Source organism: Pseudomonas sp. NPDC087029, from assembly GCF_044745345.1.
In the GTDB taxonomy this organism is placed as follows: domain Bacteria; phylum Pseudomonadota; class Gammaproteobacteria; order Pseudomonadales; family Pseudomonadaceae; genus Aquipseudomonas; species Aquipseudomonas faucium.
The window spans coordinates 1-16,612 of sequence record NZ_JBIVAB010000006.1; the positions used below are offsets into that span (position 1 = coordinate 1).

Genomic DNA, 16,612 nt, shown 5'->3' on the forward strand with positions numbered 1-16,612 from the left:
CGCGCGGCGCATCGCGGATAAATCCGCTCCTACATTTGTTGCAACGTGCCACGGTCTGTCAGGCCATGGTTGTCCGCCTTTGGTGCCCGCCGAGACATCGTGTCGTACCACCCAGGCTGACAACCATGGCCTATCAGGCATAGGCACGTTGCAACAAATGTGGGAGCGGATTTATCCGCGATGCGCCGCGCGGGCGGCGCTCGATTTCAAAACCGCTAAAAAACCCACGACAAGCACCTCCCCCCGACCCAACCCAAACGAACTTCCCAACCCTGGCCCCGCTCCTAACTGATAACCCCAGCTACCAGCGCCCACGCCATGGACCTCGTCATCGCCCGCCCCGAAGGCCTGTACTGCCCGCCCGGTGATTTCTACATCGACCCCTGGCGCCCGGTGGCACGCGCGATCATCACCCACGGCCATGGCGACCACGCCCGCAGCGGCAATCGCCATTACCTGACGGCCGCCCCCGGCGCCGGCATCCTGCGCAGCCGCCTCGGCCAGGACATCGACCTGCAGACCCTGGCCTACGGCGAGCGCATCCAGCACCACGGCGTCACCCTCAGCCTGCACCCGGCCGGGCATGTGCTGGGCTCGGCGCAAGTGCGCCTGGAGCACCAGGGCGAAGTCTGGGTGGCTTCCGGCGACTACAAGGTCGAACCCGACGGCACCTGCACCCCCTTCGAGCCGGTGCGCTGCCACACCTTCATCACCGAATCGACCTTCGGCCTGCCCATCTACCGCTGGCCCGAGCAGGCGCAGATTTTCGCCGGCATCAACAGCTGGTGGCGCAGCAACCGCGACCAGGGCAAGGCCAGCGTGCTGTTCTGCTACGCCTTCGGCAAGGCGCAGCGGATTCTCCATGGCCTGGACCCAAGCATCGGCCCGATCCTGGTGCACGGCGCAGTCGAACCGCTGAACCGGGTGTACCGCGAAGCAGGCGTGCACCTGCCCTCAACACGCTACGCAGGCGACATTCCACGTAACGACCCGCTGATGCGCCAGGCCCTGGTGCTGGCGCCGCCCTCCGCGGCCGGCAGCAGCTGGATGCGCCGCTTCGGTGACTACAGCGACGCCTTCGCCAGCGGCTGGATGCTGCTGCGCGGCACCCGCCGCCGGCGCGGCGTGGATCGCGGCTTCGTGCTCTCCGACCACGCCGACTGGCCCGGGCTGCTGTGGGCCATCGGCCAGACCGGCGCCGAACGGGTGATGGTCACCCACGGCTCGGTCAACGTGCTGGTGCGCTACCTCAATGAACAGGGCCTGGATGCCCGGTCATTCGTCACCGAATACGGCGACGAAGACGACGCACCTGCCACGGAGCCGGAGCCATGAAAACCTTTGCGGCGCTGTATCTGCGCCTGGATGCGACCACCTCCAGCAACGCCAAGCTCGAGGCCCTGCGCGACTACTTCGCCAGCGCACCGGCCGAAGATGCCGCCTGGGCGGTGTACTTCCTGTCCGGCGGCCGGCCTCGGCAACTGGTGCCAACCCGCCTGTTGCGCGAGCTGACCACAGAACTGGCCGGCCTGCCGGAGTGGCTGTTCGAGGAGAGCTATCAAGCGGTGGGCGACCTGGCAGAAACCATCTCCCTGGTGTTGCCAGAAACCCATCCAGGCAACGACGAGGGCCTGGCCCATTGGGTCGAGGCGCACCTGCTGCCGCTGCGCGGGTTGGCCCCGGAACGCATACGTGAGCGCCTGCCCCTGCTCTGGGCGCAGCTCGATCGGGCGAGCCTGATGCTCTGCCTGAAGCTGATCACCGGCAGCTTTCGCGTCGGCGTGTCGAAACTGCTGGTCACCCGCGCCCTGGCGCAGTTGGCCGGCCTGGACAGCAAACGGGTGGCACAGCGCCTGGTCGGCTATACCGACATCGGCCACCGCCCCACGGCGCAGGCCTACCACAAGCTGATTGCCGCCGAATCGGCCGATGAACACCTGCAGCGTGGCGGCCAGCCTTACCCCTTCTTCCTGGCACACGCCCTGCAAGCGCCCACCGAGCAATTCGACGCCTTGCTCGGCCCGCCCAGTAACTGGCAGGTCGAATGGAAGTGGGACGGCATCCGCGCCCAAGTGGTCAAGCGCGAGGGCACGCTGTGGGTCTGGTCGCGCGGCGAAGAACTGGTCACCGAGCGCTTCCCCGAGCTGCACAGCCTGGCCCAGAGCCTGCCGGACGGCGTCGTGCTCGATGGCGAGATCCTGGTCTGGAAACCCGGCGCCAGCAACGACGCGCTGGCCGTGCAGCCCTTTGCCTTGCTCCAGCAACGGCTGGGGCGCAAGACCCTGGGCAAGAAGCTGCTGGCCGACGCGCCGGTGATCCTGCAGGCCTACGACTTGCTGGAATGGCAAGGCGAGGACTGGCGCAACCGCCCGCAACATGAACGCCGCCGGCAACTGCAATGGCTGGTTGATAACCACTCGCTGGGCCCGGTACGGCTCTCGCCGCTGCTGCATGGCGACAGCTGGGAAGCGCTCGCCGAGCAGCGCGAGCAGTCACGCAGCCTGGGCGTCGAAGGGCTGATGCTCAAGCAGCGCGAGGCCCTGTACGGCGTGGGGCGGACCAAGGACATGGGCCTGTGGTGGAAGTGGAAGATCGACCCGTTCAGTGTCGACGCCGTGCTGATCTACGCGCAACGCGGCCATGGCCGGCGCGCCAGCCTCTACAGCGACTACACCTTTGCCGTGTGGAACGCCCCGGCCGGCACCCCGCAGCGCGCCCTGGTGCCCTTCGCCAAGGCCTATTCGGGGCTCAGCGACGATGAAATGCGCAAGGTCGATGCCATCATCCGCAAGACCACGGTGGAAACCTTTGGCCCGGTGCGCAGCGTCACCCCGACGCTGGTGTTCGAGCTCGGTTTCGAAGGCATTGCCTTGTCCAAGCGGCACAAGAGCGGAATTGCCGTGCGTTTTCCGCGCATGTTGCGCTGGCGCCTGGACAAACCGGTGGAAGAAGCCGACGACCTGGCCACCTTGCAGGCACTGCTGGCCTGATCGCCACGCGGTGAGGCGCGCTGGCCAAATTTATGCTTCTATCTTTGTCGCAGATTGTTTTCGCCACGCCGCCAGGACCACCATGCACCATACGACCCACGACCTACTCTCCCCCGTACCCGGCATCAGCCGCCAGCTGCACAGCTTCCACTTCGGCCCGCGCGGTGGCGCCAAGGTGTATATCCAGGCCTCGCTGCACGCCGACGAACTGCCCGGCATGCTGGTTGCCTGGCACCTCAAGCGCCGGTTCGCCGAACTGGAGCAGCAAGGGCGCCTGCGCCGCGAGATCATCCTGGTGCCGGTGGCCAACCCGGTGGGCCTGGAACAGGTGGTGCTCGACGCGCCGCTGGGGCGTTTCGAGCTGCAGAGCGGCGAGAACTTCAACCGCAAATTCGTCGACCTTTCCGACAGCATCGGCGACCAGATCGACGGCCACCTGACCCAGGACCCCGCGCACAACCTGGCGCTGATTCGCGAGTACCTGCGCCGTGGCCTCGACGCCCACCCGGCCCGCACGCCCCTGCAATCGCAACGCCTGACCTTGCAGCGGCTGGCCTGCGACGCCGACCTGGTGCTGGACCTGCATTGCGACTTCGAAGCCGTCGAACATCTCTACACCACGCCCGAAGCCTGGCCCCAGGTCGAGCCGCTGGCGCGCTACCTGGGCGCCCAGGCCAGCCTGCTGGCCACCGATTCCGGCGGGCAGTCGTTTGACGAATGCTTCAGCCTGGTGTGGTGGCAGCTGCAGCAACGCTTCGGCAAGCGCTACCCGATCCCCCTGGGCAGCGTCGCGGTGACGGTCGAACTGCGGGGCCAGGCCGACGTCAGCCATGACCTTGCCACCCAGGACTGCCAGGCCATCCTCGACTACCTGACCCATGCCGGGGTCATCGAAGGCAGCCCCGCGCCGCTGCCGCCACTGCCACGCCCGGCCACGCCGCTGGCGGCGGTGGAGCCGGTGTCGGCGCCGCTGGGCGGCTTGCTGGTGTATCACGTGCGCCCTGGCCAGCAGGTCGAGGCTGGGCAACTGATCGCCGAGGTCATCGACCCCATCAGCGACCGCGTCACTGCCGTGCGCGCCGAGCAGCCCGGGCTGCTCTACGCCCGCAGCGTGCGCCGCATGGCCACCGCAGGCATGGTCATCGCCCATCTCGCCGGCGAGCAGGTATGCCGCAGCGGCTACCTGCTGGCCAACTGATTCGGTAAAACCAATAGCGCTGGCCAGCGGTCTGTAGAAGCACAGCCCTGCAAGGACCACCGCGCATGCCTGCTTCTACCGACCTTGCCAGCGCCTGGTTCACTGCCCGCGGCTGGAAGCCCTTCGCCTTCCAGCGGCAAGTGTGGGCCGCCATCGGCCGTGGCGAATCCGGGCTGCTGCACGCCAGCACCGGGGCCGGCAAGACCTACGCCGTATGGCTGGGCGCCCTGCGCGCCTTTGCCGACGCTGCCCCTGCCCGCCAACCCGCTGCGCTGCAGGTGCTGTGGATCACCCCCATGCGTGCACTGGCGGCCGACACCGCCCGTGCCTTGCAAGCCCCGCTGGGCGACCTGGGCCTGAACTGGACCGTCGGGGTCCGCAGCGGCGATACCGGCAGCGCGGAACGCGCCCGCCAGGCCCGGCGCCTGCCGAGCACGCTGATCACCACACCCGAGAGCCTGACCTTGCTGCTGACCCGCGCCCAGGCCGAAAACGACTTCGCCAGCCTGCGCCTGGTAGTGGTCGATGAATGGCACGAACTGCTCGGCAACAAGCGTGGTGTGCAGCTGCAGCTCGCCCTCGCCCGCCTGCGCCGCTGGACGCCCGGCCTGGTGACCTGGGGCCTGTCGGCCACCTTGGGTAACCTGACTCACGCCCTGCAAGTGCTGCTGCCCCACGGCGGCCAGCTGATACGCGGCCGCCAGGACAAACGCCTGGTGGTCGATACCCTGCTGCCGCCGGCCATCGAGCGCTTTCCCTGGGCCGGCCACATGGGCCTGAAGATGCTCGACCAGGTCGCCCATGAACTCGATGACTGTGCCAGCAGCCTGGTGTTCACCAATACCCGTGCCCAGGCCGAGCTGTGGTACCAGGCCTTGCTCGATGCGCGCCCTGACTGGGCCGGCCAGATTGCCTTGCACCATGCCTCGTTGGCGCGGGCGACCCGCGACTGGGTGGAACTGAACCTCAAACAGGGCACGCTCAAGGCGGTGGTCTGCACCTCCAGCCTCGACCTGGGCGTGGATTTTCTGCCCGTGGAGCGGGTGCTGCAGATCGGCTCGGCCAAGGGCATCGCACGCCTGATGCAGCGCGCCGGGCGCTCCGGGCATGCGCCGGGGCGGCGCTCGCGCATCACCCTGGTGCCCACCCACAGCCTGGAGCTGGTGGAAGCCGCCGCAGCGCGCGAGGCGCTGGCGGCGGGGCATATCGAGGCGCGCAACTCGCCGCGCCTGTGCATGGACGTGCTGGTCCAGCACCTGGTCAGCATGGCCCTGGGCGCAGGCTTTCGCCCGCCAGAGCTGCTGGCCGAGGTGCGTGATACCTGGGCATTTCACGACTTGCGCGACAGCCAGTGGCAGTGGGCGCTGGATTTCGTCAGCCATGGCGGCAGCTCGCTGAGCGCCTACCCCGACTACCAACGCGTCGAAGCCCACCCCGACGGCATCTGGCGGGTGGCCAGCGAGCGCCTGGCGCGGCGCCACCGGATGGGCATCGGCACCATCGTCAGTGACGCCAGCCTGCAGCTCAAGTATTGGAGCAAGGGGGGCGGCGGCAAGCACCTGGGCAGCGTCGAGGAGGCCTTCATCGCCCGCCTGCGGCCAGGCGACACGCTGGTTTTTGCCGGGCGCGTGCTGGAGCTGGTGAGGGTCGAGAACATGACGGCCTATGTCCGCCGCAGCACCGCCCGCAAAGCCGCGGTGGCCCGCTGGAATGGCGGGCGCATGCCGCTGTCCAGCGAACTGGCCGATGCGCTGGTCGAGCAACTCGATGGCGCCGCCCATGGCCGCTACGCCAGCCCGGAAATGCGCGCGGTGCGCCCACTGCTGGCGCTGCAGGCTCGCTGGTCGGCGTTGCCCACCACGCAGACGCTGCTGGCCGAGACCTTGGCATCGCGCCAGGGCTCGCACCTGTTTCTCTACCCCTTCGCCGGGCGCATGGCCAACCTTGGGCTGGCCACCCTCATCGCCTGGCGCGTCAGCCGCACTCAACCGCTGTCGGTGTCGATCGCGGTGAGCGACTACGGCTTCGAGCTGCTCAGCCCGAGCCCCGTGGATTGGGCCGCGCACCTGCCTGGCGCGCTATCCAGCGAGAACTTGCTGGAGGATGTGTTGGCCAGCCTGAACGCCGGGGAGATGGCCCTGCGGCGTTTTCGCGAAATTGCCCAGATCGCCGGCCTGGTGTTCGGCGGCTACCCTGCGGCGCAAAAAAGCACCCGGCAGATCCAGGCCTCCAGCGGGCTGTTTTTCGAGGTATTTCGCAAACACGACGCCAGCAACCTGCTGCTTGGCCAGGCACGCGATGAAGTGCTGCGCGAAGAGCTGGAAATCGAGCGGCTGCAGCGCCAGCTGCACAAGATGAGCCAGCTGCGGCTGGACCTGCAGGCGCTGCAAAGGCCAGGGCCGCTGGCCTTCACCTTGCTGGTGGAGGGCATGCGCGAAACCTTGAGCACGGAGAAGCTGGCGGATCGCATCGCGCGGATGGTGGCGGACCTGGAAAAAGCAGCCTCACGCGGCAGCGGCGCGCAATGAACAGTCATCTGGTTGTCGAGCATTGCGGCCAAACCCTATGGCTGCTCGCCGACAAGGCCATCTACTGGCCTGCCCGCCACACATTGCTGGTGGCCGACGTGCATATCGGCAAGGCCGCGAGCTACCGGGCGTTGCACCAGCCGGTGCCGCGGGGCACCACCGAGGCGACCCTGGCGCGCCTGGACGCCCTGCTGGCGGCATACGACTGCAGGCAATTGGTGATCCTTGGCGATTTTATCCATGCACGCACGGCGCGGGCACCTAACACACTGGCCAGGCTTCGGGAGTGGCGTAGTCGACACGATGGGCTGCAGATCGTGCTCATTCGCGGCAATCACGATCGCCACGCAGGCGACCCGCCAGCCGAACTGAGCATCGAGGTAATCGACCAACCCTGGCTGCTGGCGCCTTTCGCCTTGCAGCACGAGCCGACCGCTCACCCTGAGCACCCGGTGCTGGCAGGCCATGTGCATCCGGTGTACCTGCTGCGCGGCCGAGCACGCCAGAAACTGCGCCTGCCGTGCTTCGTGCTCGATGCCCGGCTCAGCCTGCTGCCGGCCTTCGGCGAATTCACCGGGGGCTACACGGTCGCCCCCGGCGACGAAACGCGGGTTTTCGTCACCGGCGACGGGCAGGTCTGGGCGCTGGGAGGTTGATCACGCCACAGGCGCGGGAGGCGGCTCGTCGGGCCGGATGGGGTCGCCTGGCTCGCTGGGCTCGGGCGGCTGTGGGGTGTCGGGTTCGGGCTGGTGCGGCACGCCCCCGGCCTGCATCGGCAGCGGGTGGGCCAGCAACGACCAAGGCAGCATGCCGACCTGGTTGGGTTGCAGCACCGCGAGTTTCGCGCTGATTGCGGGATGGAGTTTCATTGGCTGCTCCTGACGAGAGCCGATGCGCTTCATGCACATCGGCACGGTTACCCGTTGGAGTGCCAAAGGCGCAGGGAATTCCCCGCGCTCGTCGGCTCAGGTACGCGGCAGGGTGACGCCGCGCTGGCCCTGGTACTTGCCGCCACGGTCTTTGTAGGACACTTCGCACTCTTCGTCGGATTCGAGGAAGAGCATCTGTGCCACGCCTTCGTTGGCGTAGATTTTCGCCGGCAGCGTGGTGGTGTTGGAGAACTCCAGGGTCACGTGCCCTTCCCACTCGGGCTCGAGTGGCGTCACGTTGACGATGATGCCGCAACGCGCGTAGGTGCTCTTGCCCAGGCAGATGGTCAGCACATTGCGCGGAATGCGGAAGTACTCGACGGTGCGGGCCAGGGCGAAGGAGTTCGGCGGGATGATGCAGACATCGCTTTTGACATCGACGAAGCTGCCGGCGTCGAAGTTCTTCGGGTCGACGGTGGCCGAATTGATGTTGGTGAACACCTTGAATTCGTCGGCGCAACGCACGTCGTAGCCGTAGCTGGAGACGCCGAAGGAGATGACCCGGCTGTCGTGCTCGCCGCGCACCTGGCGCTCGACGAACGGTTCGATCATGCCGTGTTCCTGCGCCATGCGGCGAATCCACTTGTCCGATTTGATGCTCATGGCGGGGTGTCCTGAAGGGTTGCGAGGTGAAAAACAAGACGCGCATCTTACCGGTCCCGGCGCCCAAGTTGAAGTTCCGCGCCGTATCCCGCGCCGGACGGGGGTTGCGGCCGCCGCCGATCTGAATTTCATCAAAGGCCATCTTGGAGATTGGCAGGCTGCGGAAAGTGGGTTAAGGTGGCGCCACTGTGCTGCACGTGACACCGAGAATCTCTAGTTTGATGCACGATCCTGATCGGCCCATCGCTGAATTTTCTGCTCTCTTTGCGCTCAGTCCCGGCCAGGGATTTTCCTGACCGTTTTCAACTTTGTCCAAGGAGACAGAAAAATGTCCAACCGTCAATCCGGTGTTGTTAAGTGGTTCAACGATGAGAAGGGCTACGGCTTCATCACCCCTCAGTCGGGCGACGACCTGTTCGTGCACTTCAAAGCCATCCAAGCTGACGGCTTCAAAACCCTGAAAGAAGGCCAGGCTGTTACTTTCGTCGCTACCCGCGGCCAGAAAGGCATGCAGGCTGAAGAAGTTCAAATCGCCTAAGTCGATTTAGCTTCCTAGCTTTCAAAAAAACCCGCCTTCTGGCGGGTTTTTTTATGCCTGGCTGAAAACCCGTGTCGCTGCCTGCCAGGCAACGACACGGTGCGCCGATCAATCTTCGCTGATGGTAATGCTCGGCATCGCCGGCGCCGCCGCTTCCTGCAGCACGATCCGCGCCCCAACCTGGCGGGCCAGTTCCTGGTAGACCATGGCAATCTGGCTTTCTGGTTCGGCGATCGCCGTCGGCTTGCCGCTGTCGGCCTGCTCGCGAATCAGCATCGACAATGGCAACGAGGCCAGCAGTTCGACGCCGTACTGCGCCGCCAGCTTCTCGCCACCGCCTTCACCGAACAGGTGCTCGGCATGGCCGCAGTTCGAGCAGATGTGCACCGCCATGTTCTCCACCACGCCGAGCACCGGAATGTTGACCTTGCGGAACATTTCCACGCCCTTCTTGGCATCGAGCAAGGCCAGGTCCTGGGGCGTGGTGACGATCACCGAGCCGGCCACCGGCACTTTCTGCGCCAGGGTCAGCTGGATATCACCGGTGCCTGGCGGCATGTCGATCACCAGGTAATCGAGGTCGTCCCAGGCGGTCTGGGTCACCAGCTGCAGCAGCGCCCCCGACACCATCGGGCCGCGCCAGACCATGGGCGTGTTGTCGTCGGTGAGAAACGCCATGGACATGACTTCCACGCCATGGGCCTTGATCGGCACGAACCACTTCTGCTCGCGGATCTGCGGGCGCGTGCCTTCGGCGATACCGAACATCACGCCCTGGCTGGGCCCATAGATGTCGGCGTCGAGAATGCCGACCCGGGCACCTTCGCGGGCCAGGGCCAGGGCCAGGTTGGCCGCGGTGGTCGATTTACCGACACCGCCTTTGCCCGAGGCCACCGCGACGATGTTCTTGACGTTGGCCATGGCCGGCACCTGGGCCTGGGCCTTGTGCGCGGCGACCACGCAATCGATCGACACCTGCGCCGAGGTGACGCCTTCGAGGTTCTCGATCGCGGTCTGCAGCACCTGGGCCCAGCCGTTCTTGAACAGGCCGGCGGCATAGCCGAGCTGCAACTGCACAGCGACCTGCCCGCCCTGGATATCGATGGCGCGCACGCAACCGGCGCTCACCGGGTCCAGGTTCAGGTAGGGGTCGGTGTACTGGCGAAGCGCGCCTTCGACGGCGGCACGGGTGACGACACTCATGGACACTCCCATTGGCAAACTGAATGTGAAACAGGCGCCTATCCTAACCCGTCAATCGTCAGCAGATGCGTGCGCGGGGTGAAATATATTCGCGAGCCCTTTATAGTGGCCGATCACCCTCAATTTTACCCGAGCCGAATAAGTAGCCGAGCCACTATGTCCGAGCCACGTCAGATTCTCGTTACCAGCGCCCTGCCCTATGCCAATGGATCCATCCACCTTGGCCATATGCTCGAGTACATCCAGACGGACATGTGGGTTCGCTTCCAGAAACTACGCGGCAACCAGTGCATCTACGTCTGCGCCGACGACGCCCACGGCTCGGCCATCATGCTGCGCGCCGAAAAGGAAGGCATCACTCCCGAGCAGCTGATTGCCAACGTGCAAGCCGAGCACAGCGGCGACTTCGCCGATTTCCTGGTGGACTTCGACAACTTCCACTCGACCCACAGCGAAGAAAACCGCGAGCTGTCCAGCCTGATCTACACGCGGCTGCGTGACGCCGGGCACATCGCCACCCGTTCGGTGACCCAGTATTTCGACCCGGAAAAGGGCATGTTCCTGGCCGACCGCTTCATCAAGGGCACCTGCCCCAAGTGCGCGGCCGAAGACCAGTACGGCGACAACTGCGAAAAGTGCGGCGCCACCTATGCCCCAACCGAGCTGAAGAACCCGAAGTCGGCGATTTCCGGTGCCACCCCGGTACTGCGTGACTCCCAGCACTTCTTCTTCAAGCTGCCGGACTTCCAGACCATGCTGCAGCAGTGGACCCGCAGCGGCACCCTGCAGGACGCGGTGGCCAACAAGCTCGCCGAATGGCTGGACTCAGGCCTGCAGGAGTGGGACATCTCGCGCGATGCGCCGTACTTCGGCTTCGAGATCCCGGGCGAGCCTGGCAAGTACTTCTACGTCTGGCTGGATGCGCCCATCGGCTACATGGCCAGCTTCAAGAACCTCTGCGCACGCCGCCCGGAGCTCGACTTCGACGCGTTCTGGAACGAAGGCTCCAAGGCCGAGCTGTACCACTTCATCGGCAAGGACATCGTCAACTTCCACGCCCTGTTCTGGCCGGCCATGCTCGAAGGCGCGGGCTTCCGCAAGCCGACCGCGGTCAACGTGCACGGCTACCTGACCGTCAACGGCGCCAAGATGTCCAAGTCGCGCGGCACCTTCATCAAGGCCCGCACCTACCTGGACCACCTGCAGCCGGAATACCTGCGCTACTACTACGCCGCCAAGCTCGGCCGTGGCGTCGACGACCTCGACCTGAACCTCGAGGACTTCGTGCAGAAGGTCAACTCGGACCTGGTCGGCAAGGTGGTGAACATTGCCAGCCGCTGCGCAGGCTTCATCCACAAGGGCAATGACGGCGTCATGGTTGCCGGCGATGCCGCACCGGAGCTGACCGAGGCCTTCCTCGCCGCCGCCCCGTCGATTGCCGAGGCTTACGAAGGGCGCGACTTTGGCCGCGCCATGCGCGAAATCATGGCCCTGGCCGACCGCGCCAACGCCTGGATCGCCGACAAGGCCCCGTGGTCGCTGGCCAAGCAGGAAGGCAAGCAGGACGAAGTGCAGGCAATCTGCGCCCAGGGCGTCAACCTGTTCCGCCAGTTGGTGATCTTCCTCAAGCCGGTATTGCCGGTGCTGGCTGCCGACGCCGAGGCCTTCCTCAACGTCGCGCCGCTGACCTGGAACGACCACCAGTCGCGCCTGGAAAACCACCAGCTCAACCCGTTCAAGGCACTGATGAGCCGCATCGAGCCGGCCAAGGTCGAAGCCATGGTCGCCGCCAGCAAGGAAGACCTGCTGGCCGCCGAAGCCAAGGCCCCGGCCGGCAACGGCGAACTGGCCAAGGACCCGCTGTCGGCGGAAATCGAGTTCGACACCTTCGCCGCCGTCGACCTGCGCGTGGCGCTGATCGTCAAGGCCGAAGCGGTGCCCGGCGCCGACAAGCTGCTGCAGCTGACCCTGGACATCGGCGACGAGCGTCGCAATGTGTTCTCCGGCATCAAGTCGGCCTACCCGGACCCTTCCAAGCTCGAAGGCCGGCTGACCATGATGGTGGCTAACCTCAAGCCGCGCAAAATGCGCTTTGGCGTGTCCGAGGGCATGGTCATGGCCGCCGGCCCAGGCGGCGAAGAGATCTACCTGCTCAGCCCTGACAGCGGTGCCAAGCCAGGCCAGCGCATCAAGTAACGCCCCCCTGCCCCGGCCTTCGTGCCGGGGCATTCTTATCCACCCCTGCATGGCCGCACGCGCAGGCGAAACGCGGCTATCTTCATCTACATGAACGATCATGTCCTGGTTCTGGTCAGCGCTGCGCTGGTCAGCCACCTCTTCCTGCAACAACAGCCCTTGTCACGCCTGCGGGTGCATGTGTGCGGCCTGGCGTGCGCGCTGACCATCGCCCTGGGCATCTGTGGCGGCCAGGTGCTGGAGCACTGGGTGATAGCGCCATGGCAGCTCGAAGACCTGCGCCTGTTCCTGCTCCTGCCCTGGCTGGGGCTGCTGGCGTGGGGCGTGACGCAAGCGCTGGCAAGGTTACGCCCGCAGTGGCCCAGCGCCGGGCTCATGCTGCCTTTGCTGGGCAATGCCACAGCGCTTGGCCTGGCCCTTCAGGGCATGGCCGATCAGCCCGGGTGGCTTGCAACGCTGGGCTGCAGCGTGGTGGCCGGGCTTGGTTTCTGGCTGGCCCTGGCACTGTTCGACGACCTGCTGCAACGCAGCGAACATGCCGAGATTCCGACAGCATTGCGCGGTTTGCCCATTACCCTGCTCGGTGCCGGCGTGATGGCCATGGCGTTCTCGGGACTCAACGGATTATTCGCACAATGAGCGGATCGAGCATCGCCGCACCAGACCCGCGCTTGCGCACTGCCATGGGCCTGGTGCTGCTGGCCTGCATCCCTGGGCTGCTGGCAGCGTTCTGGCTGCAAGGCTGGGGGCTGCTGCTGAGCCTCGCCCTATGCGCCGCCAGCGCGCTGTGCTGCGAAGCCGCCCTGCTGGCCCTGCGCGGCCAGCCGCTGGCCGCCAACTTGAACGACGGCAGTGCCTTGGTGACTGCGGTGCTGCTGGCCATCGCCCTGCCCACTCAGGCGCCCTGGTGGCTGCCAATGACGGCGGCGGCCATCGCCATCGGCCTGGGCAAGCAGGCATTCGGCGGGGTGGGCCGCAATTTGTTCAACCCGGCGATGCTGGGCTATGCGTTCGTCCTGCTGAGTTTTCCGCTGCAGATGAACCATTGGCCCGGGCAACCCCCCGGGTTCGTCGACAGCTTGCACCTGGTGTTTGGCGGTGGCGAGCAGATCGACGCCTGGGCCAGCCCGACCATTCTCGATGGCCTGCGCCACAACCGCAGCCTGACCGTCGATGAACTGTTCGCCAGCCACCCGGGCTTCGGCAGCATCGGCGCCCGGGGCGGCGAGTGGATTAACCTGGCTTTGCTGCTCGGCGGGATGTTTCTGTTGCAGCGCAAGGTGTACAGCTGGCACGCACCGGTGGGCCTGCTGGGCGGGCTGGTGCTGTTCAGCCTGCTGGCCTGGAATGGCTCCGGCTCGGATTCCAATGGCTCGCCTTTGCTGCACCTGTTCTCCGGCTCGACCATGCTGGCGGCCTTTTTCATTGCCACGGAACCGGTGTCCGGGCCGAAGGCCGGCCTGGCCAGGCTGCTGTTCGGGTTTGGCGCCGGGGTGCTGATCTACCTGATCCGCACCTGGGGCAACTACCCGGATGGCACGGCGTTCGCCATCTTGCTGATGAATTTGATGGTTCCGGCCCTCGACCGGCTTGCCTTGCGGCGCCAGCAGGCGGCGCCATGAACCGGCGCATGCTTGGCGCTGCCTTGCTGCTGGTGGTGGCCGGGATCACGGTGACGGCCACACTGGCATGGCGCCAATGGACCCGCGCGCCCATCCTCGAAGCCGAACAGCAGTTGCACGCGCAGCAGTTTCTCGCCGTATTGCCTGAACAACGTTATGACAACCACCCTCTGAGCCAGCCGCTGCCACTTCCAGGCGAGCAGCCCGCGCACAGCCATATCAGCGCCGCCTACCGCGCTACGCTGGGCGCAGTGCCAACAGCGGTGGTTCTGCTGAGCCAGGTGCAAGGCTATGGCGGGCCAATCCGGCTGGTCATCGCCATCAGCGCCGATGGGCGCCTGATTGGCACGCAAGTGATCGAACACCAGGAAAGCCCTGGGCTGGGAGGCCGCATCAGCGATACACAGGTGAACTGGTTGGGGCAATTCGCCAACCGTGGCCTGGATGACCACTGGGCGCTCAAGCGCGATCAGGGCGACTTCGATCAGCTGGCCGGGGCGACGGTTACCTCGCGTGCCGTGATCACTGCGCAGCAGGAGGCGCTGGTCTATTTTGACCAGCATCGCACGCTGCTGCTGGGAAGCCCCGCCCATGAATAGGTATTGCCTGCTGGTGGCCGGCCTGGCGCCGCTGCTTGGCGCAACCGGCACGTTCATCCTAGCCGCTACCCTGGGTACCGGCATGCTGCTGGTGAGCATCCTGCACCAGGCGCTGCTGGCGCCATTGCGCACCAGGCTCAGCGGTGCAATGTACTGGCTGGCCAGCCTGTTGCTGATTGCAGCCCTGGTCAGTTGCCTGCAACTGGCGCTGCGCGCCTGGGCATTGCCGCAGGCCTTGGCACTCGGCCACTTCCCGGCGCTGCTCTGCCTGCAGTGCGTGGTTGCTGATGGGCTGCTGCCAGCCGCCGGGCGCTGGCGGCAATTGCTCACGCAGCTGGCGGGCCTGCTGCTGCTCTACCTGCTGCTCGGTGCCAGCCGTCAATGGCTCGAACAAGGCCTGGGCTGGCATGGGGCCAGTCTCGGCTTCGGCGCACTGCTACTGCTCGGCAGCCTGTTGGCCTTGTACAATCGCCTACGTCTGGGCCACGCCCCCTCTCGTCGTCAAGGAACCCGTTGACCCCATGAATGCTGCCAAACGCCTGGAGATCTTTCGCAGGCTGCACGAAGACAATCCCGACCCGAAGACAGAACTGGCCTACACCACGCCCTTCGAACTGCTGGTCGCCGTGACCCTTTCGGCACAATCCACCGACGTCGGGGTCAACAAGGCCACCGCCCGCCTGTTCCCGGTCGCCAATACCCCGCAAGCCATCTACGCGCTGGGCGTCGAAGGCTTGAGCCAATACATCAAGACCATCGGCCTCTACAACAGCAAGGCCAAGAATGTCATCGAAGCCTGCCGCCTGCTGATCGAACGCCATGGCGGTGAGGTGCCGCAAACCCGTGAAGCGCTCGAGGCCCTTCCGGGCGTAGGGCGCAAGACTGCCAACGTGGTCCTCAACACGGCCTTCCGCCAGCCGACCATGGCGGTGGACACACACATCTTCAGGGTCAGCAATCGCACCGGCATCGCGCCAGGCAAGACCGTACTCGAGGTGGAAAAGAAGCTGGTGAAGTTCGTGCCCAAGGACTACCTGCTCGATGCGCACCATTGGCTGATCCTGCACGGGCGCTATGTGTGCCAGGCACGCAAGCCCCGCTGTGGCAGTTGCCGTATCGAAGATTTGTGCGAGTACAAGCAGAAGACGTCCGACGATTGATTCGATAGCGAAAAGGCATGGGTTTCGATTGAAAAAATCTTTTTTACCAGGCTTCGCTTTCTGGTTATAAGGACGGCCAATGGCCCATTGGCTTGGAGCGACCCATGAGTACCGATAAAGACGACCTGTCGATCGAAGATGACTTTGCCACCGCTGACGACGAAGCGGAGCCGCAGGTGGAACCCGCGAAGACCAACCTGAGCAAGCGCCGGACCATTGACAACCTGCTGGAAGAACGCCGCCTGAAGCGGCAACTCGCCGATTTCGACTACGATTTGTAGTCCAGACAGAAAGCCTCCCTGCGGAGGCTTTCTGCATTGTGGCCTCACGAAAGGCCGTGCCGCCGGGCCAGCTCGATCAGGTCTACCAGCGAGTGGGCGTTGAGCTTCAGCAGCAAGCGGGTCTTGTAGGTACTGACCGTCTTGTTGCTGAGGTACATGCTCTCGGCGATTTCCTTGTTCGACCTGCCCCGCGCCAATTGCTGCAACACCATCATTTCCCTTGCCGACAGGCGATCGACCATCTCCATCTCACTCACCGCCCCTACCCGCCCTCGCGACTTGTGCAAGGCCTGGTTGGGGAAGTAACTGTAACCAGACAGCACCGCCTTGATCGCGCTCAGCAACTCCGTGAGCTCCTGCTGCTTGCACACGTAACCAGACGCGCCCGCCTGCATGCAACGCATGGAGAAGTGCCCAGGTGCCTGCGAGGTCAATACCAGCACGCGACTTCCGGGGCTGGCAGATGACAGACGGGCAATTACCTCCAACCCGTCAAGTTTGGGAATACCGATATCCAGCACCACGATATCGGGGAGGTATTCCCGCGTAAGCTGCAAGGCTGCCACTCCGTTGTCGGTTTCCGCGACCACATCGTAGCCATGCCGCTCCATCAGCATGCGCACTGCCAGGCGTATGACCGGATGGTCATCCACGATTAGGACTTTATTCATGCGATATCCATTCATTCATTATTTTCTTTGAGACGGCTCACCTTAACCGAGCCGCACGTTCAATGGCGCGCCAAACACCAGAGCAAATACATGA

General features: G+C 65.2%; 17 protein-coding genes. 13 read left to right on the forward strand and 4 right to left on the reverse strand.

Annotation, left to right across the window (positions count from 1 at the left end):
• Positions 1 to 318: 318 nt before the first annotated feature.
• From ACIPG5_RS12145 to pdeM, 5 genes are all read left to right on the forward strand, one after another.
• Positions 319 to 1,335 (forward strand): ligase-associated DNA damage response exonuclease, encoded by a 1,017-nt coding sequence (locus ACIPG5_RS12145; protein ID WP_176511081.1) that lies wholly within the window; start codon positions 319 to 321, stop codon positions 1,333 to 1,335.
• Positions 1,332 to 2,990, forward strand: a complete 1,659-nt coding sequence (locus ACIPG5_RS12150) for an ATP-dependent DNA ligase (protein WP_401375223.1) — start codon at positions 1,332 to 1,334, stop codon at positions 2,988 to 2,990. Before ACIPG5_RS12145 ends, ACIPG5_RS12150 begins: the two co-directional genes overlap by 4 nt.
• An 82-nt stretch (positions 2,991 to 3,072) precedes the next feature.
• On the forward strand, positions 3,073 to 4,188 hold the full coding sequence (locus ACIPG5_RS12155; protein ID WP_176511079.1) for a succinylglutamate desuccinylase/aspartoacylase family protein: 1,116 nt from the start codon (positions 3,073 to 3,075) through the stop codon (positions 4,186 to 4,188).
• Between the two features lie 65 nt (positions 4,189 to 4,253).
• Positions 4,254 to 6,716, forward strand: coding sequence for a ligase-associated DNA damage response DEXH box helicase (locus ACIPG5_RS12160; protein WP_401375227.1), 2,463 nt, complete (start codon positions 4,254 to 4,256; stop codon positions 6,714 to 6,716).
• A complete protein-coding gene (gene pdeM / locus ACIPG5_RS12165) occupies positions 6,713 to 7,372 on the forward strand; it encodes a ligase-associated DNA damage response endonuclease PdeM (protein WP_401375230.1) in 660 nt (219 codons plus the stop codon). Before ACIPG5_RS12160 ends, pdeM begins: the two co-directional genes overlap by 4 nt.
• Here the strand turns inward: pdeM and ACIPG5_RS12170 are convergent, their stop codons facing one another.
• Both ACIPG5_RS12170 and dcd read right to left on the reverse strand, forming a co-directional pair.
• Positions 7,373 to 7,585: a hypothetical protein gene (locus ACIPG5_RS12170; RefSeq protein WP_176511076.1), complete on the reverse strand. Its 213-nt coding sequence runs from the start codon at positions 7,583 to 7,585 to the stop codon at positions 7,373 to 7,375.
• Between the two features lie 96 nt (positions 7,586 to 7,681).
• A complete protein-coding gene (gene dcd / locus ACIPG5_RS12175; RefSeq protein WP_012313046.1) occupies positions 7,682 to 8,248 on the reverse strand; it encodes a dCTP deaminase in 567 nt (188 codons plus the stop codon).
• Positions 8,249 to 8,576: 328 nt separating this feature from the next.
• Here dcd and ACIPG5_RS12180 point away from each other — a divergent pair, with 328 nt between their 5' ends.
• On the forward strand, positions 8,577 to 8,786 hold the full coding sequence (locus tag ACIPG5_RS12180) for a cold-shock protein (protein ID WP_003254922.1): 210 nt from the start codon (positions 8,577 to 8,579) through the stop codon (positions 8,784 to 8,786).
• Between the two features lie 108 nt (positions 8,787 to 8,894).
• On the opposite strand, the gene apbC is transcribed toward ACIPG5_RS12180, so the two are convergent.
• Positions 8,895 to 9,989: an iron-sulfur cluster carrier protein ApbC gene (gene apbC / locus ACIPG5_RS12185; RefSeq protein ID WP_176511075.1), complete on the reverse strand. Its 1,095-nt coding sequence runs from the start codon at positions 9,987 to 9,989 to the stop codon at positions 8,895 to 8,897.
• Between the two features lie 156 nt (positions 9,990 to 10,145).
• On the opposite strand from apbC, the gene metG reads away from it, so the two are divergent.
• From metG to ACIPG5_RS12220, 7 genes are all read left to right on the forward strand, one after another.
• Positions 10,146 to 12,185 carry a methionine--tRNA ligase gene (metG, locus tag ACIPG5_RS12190; RefSeq protein ID WP_401375234.1) on the forward strand — a complete coding sequence of 680 codons (2,040 nt, stop codon included), beginning with the start codon at positions 10,146 to 10,148 and terminating at the stop codon, positions 12,183 to 12,185.
• A 90-nt stretch (positions 12,186 to 12,275) separates the two neighbouring features.
• The gene (locus ACIPG5_RS12195; RefSeq protein ID WP_401375236.1) at positions 12,276 to 12,824 is read left to right on the forward strand and encodes an Rnf-Nqr domain containing protein; all 549 of its coding nucleotides are present in this window, start codon (positions 12,276 to 12,278) and stop codon (positions 12,822 to 12,824) included.
• 11 nt (positions 12,825 to 12,835) lie between these two features.
• Positions 12,836 to 13,807, forward strand: a complete 972-nt coding sequence (locus ACIPG5_RS12200; protein WP_286912790.1) for an RnfABCDGE type electron transport complex subunit D — start codon at positions 12,836 to 12,838, stop codon at positions 13,805 to 13,807.
• A complete protein-coding gene (locus ACIPG5_RS12205; RefSeq protein WP_286912787.1) occupies positions 13,804 to 14,406 on the forward strand; it encodes an RnfABCDGE type electron transport complex subunit G in 603 nt (200 codons plus the stop codon). Before ACIPG5_RS12200 ends, ACIPG5_RS12205 begins: the two co-directional genes overlap by 4 nt.
• A complete protein-coding gene (locus tag ACIPG5_RS12210; RefSeq protein ID WP_401375239.1) occupies positions 14,399 to 14,923 on the forward strand; it encodes an Rnf-Nqr domain containing protein in 525 nt (174 codons plus the stop codon). The genes ACIPG5_RS12205 and ACIPG5_RS12210 overlap by 8 nt, the downstream gene beginning before the upstream one ends.
• A gap of 4 nt (positions 14,924 to 14,927) precedes the next feature.
• Entirely contained in the window at positions 14,928 to 15,566 is a 639-nt protein-coding gene (gene nth / locus ACIPG5_RS12215) for an endonuclease III (RefSeq protein ID WP_176511070.1), read from the forward strand.
• Between the two features lie 104 nt (positions 15,567 to 15,670).
• Complete coding sequence (locus tag ACIPG5_RS12220; RefSeq protein ID WP_176511069.1) at positions 15,671 to 15,847, forward strand: PA3496 family putative envelope integrity protein; 177 nt, start codon at positions 15,671 to 15,673, stop codon at positions 15,845 to 15,847.
• Positions 15,848 to 15,891: 44 nt separating this feature from the next.
• Here the strand turns inward: ACIPG5_RS12220 and ACIPG5_RS12225 are convergent, their stop codons facing one another.
• The gene (locus tag ACIPG5_RS12225; protein ID WP_176511068.1) at positions 15,892 to 16,518 is read right to left on the reverse strand and encodes a response regulator transcription factor; all 627 of its coding nucleotides are present in this window, start codon (positions 16,516 to 16,518) and stop codon (positions 15,892 to 15,894) included.
• Positions 16,519 to 16,612: the final 94 nt, after the last annotated feature.